Annotated in this window: 8 protein-coding genes; 3 read left to right on the forward strand and 5 right to left on the reverse strand. The window is 60.5% G+C overall.

Features of this window, described 5'->3' with window-relative positions; translation table 11 throughout:
• Nucleotides 1–347 (forward strand): hypothetical protein (locus AB0M54_RS47700; protein WP_364479987.1); only part of this gene is annotated, 347 nt, incomplete at its 5' end.
• An 86-nt stretch (nucleotides 348–433) separates the two neighbouring features.
• Here the strand turns inward: AB0M54_RS47700 and AB0M54_RS47705 are convergent.
• The 4 genes from AB0M54_RS47705 to AB0M54_RS47720 are packed head-to-tail and all read right to left on the reverse strand — an operon-like array spanning nucleotide 434 to nucleotide 4,181.
• Nucleotides 434–1,054 carry an HK97 family phage prohead protease gene (locus tag AB0M54_RS47705; RefSeq protein ID WP_364479990.1) on the reverse strand — a complete coding sequence of 207 codons (621 nt, stop codon included), beginning with the start codon at nucleotides 1,052–1,054 and terminating at the stop codon, nucleotides 434–436.
• A complete protein-coding gene (locus AB0M54_RS47710) occupies nucleotides 1,038–2,297 on the reverse strand; it encodes a phage portal protein (RefSeq protein WP_364479993.1) in 1,260 nt (419 codons plus the stop codon). The genes AB0M54_RS47705 and AB0M54_RS47710 overlap by 17 nt, the downstream gene beginning before the upstream one ends.
• Complete coding sequence (locus tag AB0M54_RS47715; RefSeq protein ID WP_364480008.1) at nucleotides 2,294–2,512, reverse strand: hypothetical protein; 219 nt, start codon at nucleotides 2,510–2,512, stop codon at nucleotides 2,294–2,296. Before AB0M54_RS47715 ends, AB0M54_RS47710 begins: the two co-directional genes overlap by 4 nt.
• Nucleotides 2,454–4,181 carry a terminase TerL endonuclease subunit gene (locus tag AB0M54_RS47720; RefSeq protein ID WP_364479996.1) on the reverse strand — a complete coding sequence of 576 codons (1,728 nt, stop codon included), beginning with the start codon at nucleotides 4,179–4,181 and terminating at the stop codon, nucleotides 2,454–2,456. Before AB0M54_RS47720 ends, AB0M54_RS47715 begins: the two co-directional genes overlap by 59 nt.
• 148 nt (nucleotides 4,182–4,329) lie before the next feature.
• On the opposite strand from AB0M54_RS47720, the gene AB0M54_RS47725 reads away from it, so the two are divergent.
• The gene (locus tag AB0M54_RS47725; RefSeq protein ID WP_364479999.1) at nucleotides 4,330–4,545 is read left to right on the forward strand and encodes a hypothetical protein; all 216 of its coding nucleotides are present in this window, start codon (nucleotides 4,330–4,332) and stop codon (nucleotides 4,543–4,545) included.
• A 279-nt stretch (nucleotides 4,546–4,824) separates the two neighbouring features.
• Here the strand turns inward: AB0M54_RS47725 and AB0M54_RS47730 are convergent, their stop codons facing one another.
• Nucleotides 4,825–5,274 carry a phage terminase small subunit P27 family gene (locus AB0M54_RS47730; RefSeq protein WP_364480002.1) on the reverse strand — a complete coding sequence of 150 codons (450 nt, stop codon included), beginning with the start codon at nucleotides 5,272–5,274 and terminating at the stop codon, nucleotides 4,825–4,827.
• 46 nt (nucleotides 5,275–5,320) lie between these two features.
• On the opposite strand from AB0M54_RS47730, the gene AB0M54_RS47735 reads away from it, so the two are divergent.
• Nucleotides 5,321–5,785: a hypothetical protein gene (locus AB0M54_RS47735; RefSeq protein WP_364480005.1), complete on the forward strand. Its 465-nt coding sequence runs from the start codon at nucleotides 5,321–5,323 to the stop codon at nucleotides 5,783–5,785.
• The last annotated feature ends 90 nt before the right edge of the window (nucleotides 5,786–5,875 follow it).

Raw genomic sequence — 5,875 nt, forward strand, 5'->3', positions numbered from 1 at the left:
GACTGAGCCGTACGCAGGTCAAAGTCAACCGTGTCCCGCTTACCGGTCGCGAGATCTCGCAGCTCCTGAGCCTCGTTCCGGTCCGTGCCGGCCGAACGCTTACCACCCCGGCTAGTCAGAGCCGCCGCCTGCTCGTTCAGATCGGCAGCCCGAACCTCACTGTCAGCCGCATTCACGTGACCGCGAGCCTCGTCCTCAAGACGCTGCATGTCAGCGTCCATCGACTCCCACCGGGTCCGCTTCTCAGCATCCGAAAGAGTGGTGTCGTCAAGAACGGCCTTCCGCTGCTCCGCGATACCCGCACGAGCAACAAGGGCAGCGTTAGCCGCCGCGATAAAATCCATTAAGTGATGAACTCCTTTGAGAGAAGCCCCGAAAAAAGGGCATGAAAAAAGCCCCGAACCCAAAGGGCCGGGGCTATCTGTCGGGGCTTCTAGCCGCGCAGAATGTGAAGTGCTAGCCGGGGATCAACCGGAACTGCGGTCGGTTCAGGAATCCACAGCGGAGCTACCTCGACAGCACGCATACTCGCTGCCATGTCGAGCGCACGCTTACTGACGCCAGACTCAGATGACAGGTACGCCGGGTACGTCACCGGCGACACATCGAACAGTCGGATACTCGTGAGAGTCCGAAGGGGAGTTTCATCCTCGTCAAGGGACCACTTCTCACCATCCGGGTTAACGACGAACCCGAAAGACGACTGGTCCACGTCCTTACGTTCAAGCGCAATCAGAAGGTCCCTGACATACGACTGACGCTCGTCCGCATCAATCTCGTACTCAAGGCCCGTTGAGTCCTCCGTCATGCGGAGGGTTCCAGCCCGGTTCCTGCCGAGGATCAGGTTCGCGTCATGGTTCATGAGAGCGCGGATGTCATCCGCTTCGATCGAATCCTTACCAGCGCCCGTGAAGACCTGCTCCCGGAAACCGCCAAGGTTCTGAGACTTCGCATTGAATTTGTACGCGTACCCGTGAATAACTCGCTTGCCTTCACCGGCTGTGCGAGTCTCAACCTCGGATAGGAAAACCCGACGCTCAAGCGTCGTTGTCATCTGTCCCCTTATCCTCGGCCGGGGGATCACCCTCCGGCACATCATCCCCGTCCGCCGGTTCGGCCGGCTCTTGCTTCGGGGGTTCCTTGCCGATCTCAGCGACATTCAAGGGCCGAACGTGTGCCTTGCCCTTGCCGCCCGGAATCGGCTCCATGTCTTCGAGCGCTCGAACCTCGTCAAGACTCATGATGCCGTTGTTGACGGCCTGGACGTATGCCTGAAAGCGTTCAACGATCTTCGCGCGAAGCTTCGCGTTGACGTTGAACTTCATCGACTGCCCATTGGGGAGCAGCCGCGAGAATGCCTGTTCCAGCCGAGTAAGCCAAGGAACGAGGGTGTATTCGGCAAAGAACGCGTTCTGTTCCTCAACCCCTGTACCCCACGAGGATTGGACCGAGGGGTCAATCATGTGCGGGGGCACCCGATAGAGCTGAGCAATCTGGATGTTCTGAAATCGCCTGGTCTCCAGGAACTGAGCTTGCTCAGGGGTGATGCTGATGGACTTCCACGTTGCACCACCGGTCAGGACACCAACCGCGTGACTCTTCTTCAACCCGGCGTGGCTCTTGCGGAGCATCCGGGCCAGCACCGCGACCTCACCGGACTTCGGGTTGCCAGGGTGCTCGATGACCCCAGCCATCGTGGTCCCCTGCGAGAAGAACCGTGCTCCGAACTCTTCGGCAGCCAAGCCCAGGCCGATCGCCTCGCGGGCATAGTCGATGACCGAGAGCCCAGCTCGTTGACTCGGAACCGTGAACGCCGGAATGTGCATCACGTCTTCCGGGCCGCGAGCCTCACCGTTGACGTGCACAATCGGGGTTCCGGACTCTTCATCCACGTCGCACATAGCGGGATCGAGAGCCCACACGCTGATGATCTTTTCGCCGTCCCGCACGGTCCGGATGTACGCGTTCCCATCCTCCCCGAGCAGGGAGGTCACCACCTTGTGCCAGAACGTGTACGGGGTGTCGAACGGGTTCGGGGACTCAAGCCACTTCGGAGGATCAACAGGGATGCGCCTGCCTCGCCGCTTCTCCTTACGGATCACGTCGATAGGAAGGGAAGCGATCCCGTCAGCGATCAGCGATTGGCACGCCCACACGGCGACGAGCTGACGAGCCTTGTCCGGGTTGATGTCCCGGCCGGCCGAGGTCGGCTGAGCGGGCTTCTCAACGTCAGTGGCCCAATCGGATCGTGAACCCCCGACGAACGCTCGCCGCTCGATCCGTTTAAACAGGGTCACGAGTCGTCAACCGCCCAGCCAATCAGACAAAGGAATGCCCCGGCCATGAACAGGCCGAGCCAAAGAGCAATGACGAAACCACCAGCGGCGATACAGGCTAAGCCGGAAACCTGAAGGGTGTTAGCCGAATGCTTGCGCGCGAAGCCGCGGGCCACGTTAATCGTCTTCGTCGTTCCAGGCTTCCAGGAACTCAGAAAGCGCGTCACGTTCTTCATCGGTGGTAACCCCCTCCCGTACGGATTCGTCAAACGAAATGAACTCGACATGCGTCTCTTCCTCCAAGGGAATGAGCGCGCAAAAGATTGCGGTAGCGAGAGCGGCTATGCCATCGATCTTCTCGCCCGACCTTTTCCGTGACGGCTTCATCAAGCCGTCCCCGGTAATCTCCAACTCGACGTTGTCAGCCATCCACCGCAACACCGGATTAGCACCGTGCCAAAGCCGACGCTCAGCCAACGAAGACTCAATGGCCTTACACGGGTCATTCAGGCGAGGTGCCGTCTGAGGCACCTTCACCGTGGTTTGGCCCCGGTCCTCAAGCTGGCTAATCAGGTGAGTTGCGTTCCAAGGGTCGTAGCCGAGCAGCCGGATACGGAAGTCGGAAGCGTCCGCTTCCACCCATCCGGCGATCACGTCATAGTCAGTGACCACGCCATCGGTGACAGTGAGGAACCCTTCACGCTCCCACTGCTCCATCCGGTCCCGCATATTCGACCTGGCTTGGATGGCCGGCCGAGGAACAAAGAAGTGGGGGAGGACCGTGTAGCCGTCCGCTGTGGCGTCCGTGGGGGAGCCCTTGAACACGAGCACCCACGCCGTGAAGTCCTGCGTTGACGCCAGGTCCAACCCGGCGACACACTCACGTCCACGGAGCTGGTCCCGCAGCACAGGGGCAGTCCCGTTGGCATCCCAAACGGACATGTCGAGCCAGCGTTCAGCCTGGCTGACCCACTGATTGAGTCGGAAGACTCGGAATGAGTTTTGAGCTGACGGCTTCTCCGCGGCTTCCTTCGCTTCGGCACGAAGGTTGTTGATGTTCAGGAAGTCGCCAAGCGCGGGGTTGGCGAGATACCAGCCCGTACCCTTCGGGAAGTGAGGCGAAGGCGGTTGCCCTTCGTCTTCCCAATTCCAGTCCCGAGGGACGTTCCGCATGAACACGAACCGGGAAGGGTCTTTGTTCGGGTCGCGCTGTAGCAGCTCCCCGTACTCATGCTCAGCAAGCGCGAAAGCAGCCGTTGTATAAGCTGCCGTAGTGGCGGCAATCAGCAGAGGCTCTTTACGGGTACCAAAGCCCTGACGGAGGGAATCCCACAGGTGCCTGTCCCGCTGGGTTAGCACCTCATCGAAAAGGACAGCAGACGGGTTTGTTCCGAGGGCGCCAGCAGCGTCCCCCGGCAACACCTGATAGAAACTATTCGTCTTCGCGAACACCAGCCGCTTACGTGAATCGATAATCTCGATGCGCTTACTCAACGCGGGGGACAGCTCAACCATTCGCTTAGCGGTGTTGTAGACAAGGGAAGCTTGATCCCGGTCGGCCGCTACGGAGTAAACCTCTGCGGATTCTTCACCATCCGCGATCAGATGATAGAGAGCGAGCGCACTCAGGATTTCGCTTTTACCGTTCTTGCGGGCCATCTCAAGCCACGCAATCCGATACTGGCGAACCCATTCGTTGTACTGGTCATCGAGAGCCACCGTCCCGTATAGGGGGCGGATGATTTCTTCTTTTTGCCACTCGGCTAACAGGAACGGGGAGCGGGCGTGCCGTCCCTTGGTGTGGACGATGAAGCCCTCAATGAACTTCGCTACCCGGTTGGCTCGGGACTCGTCCCAGCCAAACACCGTTTCGGGGTGTTCGGCCGGCCCATACGGGTTCAGCACGAATCACCCCCTGTTGAATTAGAAGAAGGAAAGGGGGAGGCTCAGCGGGCTGTGTCCTACTCCGTCCGCCCAAAGCCGGAACCGGACGTGTAAACGCCGGAGCCTCTACCCCATTGATTGAGTTGCGTACTGCCGTACGCTTGCCGGTATGACCGGCGACGAGGAACCGCGACAGGTTCCGATTGACGAGCTGTTCGCTCACCTGGCCGAGACGGACCCGACGTTGCAAGCCCGTGCGGTCCGCGCCGAGGTGAACGAAGAGGAACGGCTACAGGCGATCATCGCCGCCCAGGCTGGTGAGCCTGGTACCTTCCGCAATCAGCACTGGTTCGACCGGCCGCCAGGCCACGACAACCTCAACTAGGGGTTGTCGCGTGCCTGGAGCGTTGCTAGGGGGCCAGTGTGGACCTGAGTAAGGCTGATCAAGTCGCTTCGATTGCCGGTGCCATAGCTGGCTGGACCGCGCTAACCCTCACGATCTGGTGGCGACGCAAAGACAGTCGTGTACCCACGCGGACGCCAGTACCGCCCGAGGAAGCCCGGTCTAGGCGGTGGAAGGCACTGCTGAGAGCCGGACTGCTGGCACTGATTCCGCTCGCAATCGTGCTGAGCTTTATGTCCGTGGTTCAGTTTCACTAGCCGATCAGCCGGCCAGGGCCGACTCAAGGTCATCGTCGTCAGGCTCGCCCGACGTGAGCCCCATGTTCTGACGGTCCTTCGGAGTGAACCCAAACCGGCCACCGAACTTCAGCATCGTGTCTGAGGCGTCCCGCATCACCTGAGCCGCAGGGTTCTTCACTAGGCCACCATCACGACCCATAACCACGGGGCCGTGTTCGTCCATCAGCCGTCGAGCGTCATCGAACATCGCCCAGGCGCAGCAGTACACCGTCAGGGCCGCGTAGTCCACCGCTTCGATCTGGCCCACGCGAGACAGGTAGCCAGTGATCCGGCACCACTCAGCGAAAGCCTCACCCTTCAGGTCGGCCGGGGGCCGAGGGGCACCCGTCGTGGAGGTAGCCGACGAGGTGATATCCCGGTTGCCGGGGTTGCCGTGTAGGAGCTTCACGGCTGCCGGTTTACGGTCTGCCACTTTGGACACCTCCGTTCAAAAGCCGTAGGGAGATCACAGTCAGCCGATGCTTGACATCGCCTGTGAGATCCTTGTACGCGTGGCACGACGTAGGCGCGGCACCCAAGCCGCGAAGCACACCGATACGGCCGTACAGGCTGCTTGGATTCAGCGTGGCGGAACGGTCAACGCCGCTATCATCAGCCGGTCAGGCACCCTCGGAGCAGCCAAGCTCGGGGCAGCGGCAACCGTGCTGGTCGCCTTGATAGCTGGCTCATGCACAGTCATGAACACCGGGGTCCAGGGGCACTACAGCGTCGAAGCCGCGAAGGCAACAAACCCACCCACGCAAGCCGAGCTGGCCCGGACCACCAAGAAGGACCGCGTCATGAAAAACATGGTGCAGGTAATACAACACCGCCGAACGGTGTTGGCGGAAAGCGCAGGCACCCCGCAAGAAGAATTTGCGCGGAATGATTTGCTTGCTGCGACCATCATGTTTGCAACGGTTGCGTCTACGGACGTGAATTAGCCGCGAATTCCCACAAATCCGGGAAGATTCGCAGACGTGTAAGCGGGCCTAAGGCGATGGGTTCGGGGAAGTGTTGCGGAAAAGTTTGAC

The sequence above is a fragment of the Actinoplanes sp. NPDC051470 genome (assembly GCF_040682035.1).
Classification (GTDB): Bacteria; Actinomycetota; Actinomycetes; order Mycobacteriales; family Micromonosporaceae; genus Actinoplanes.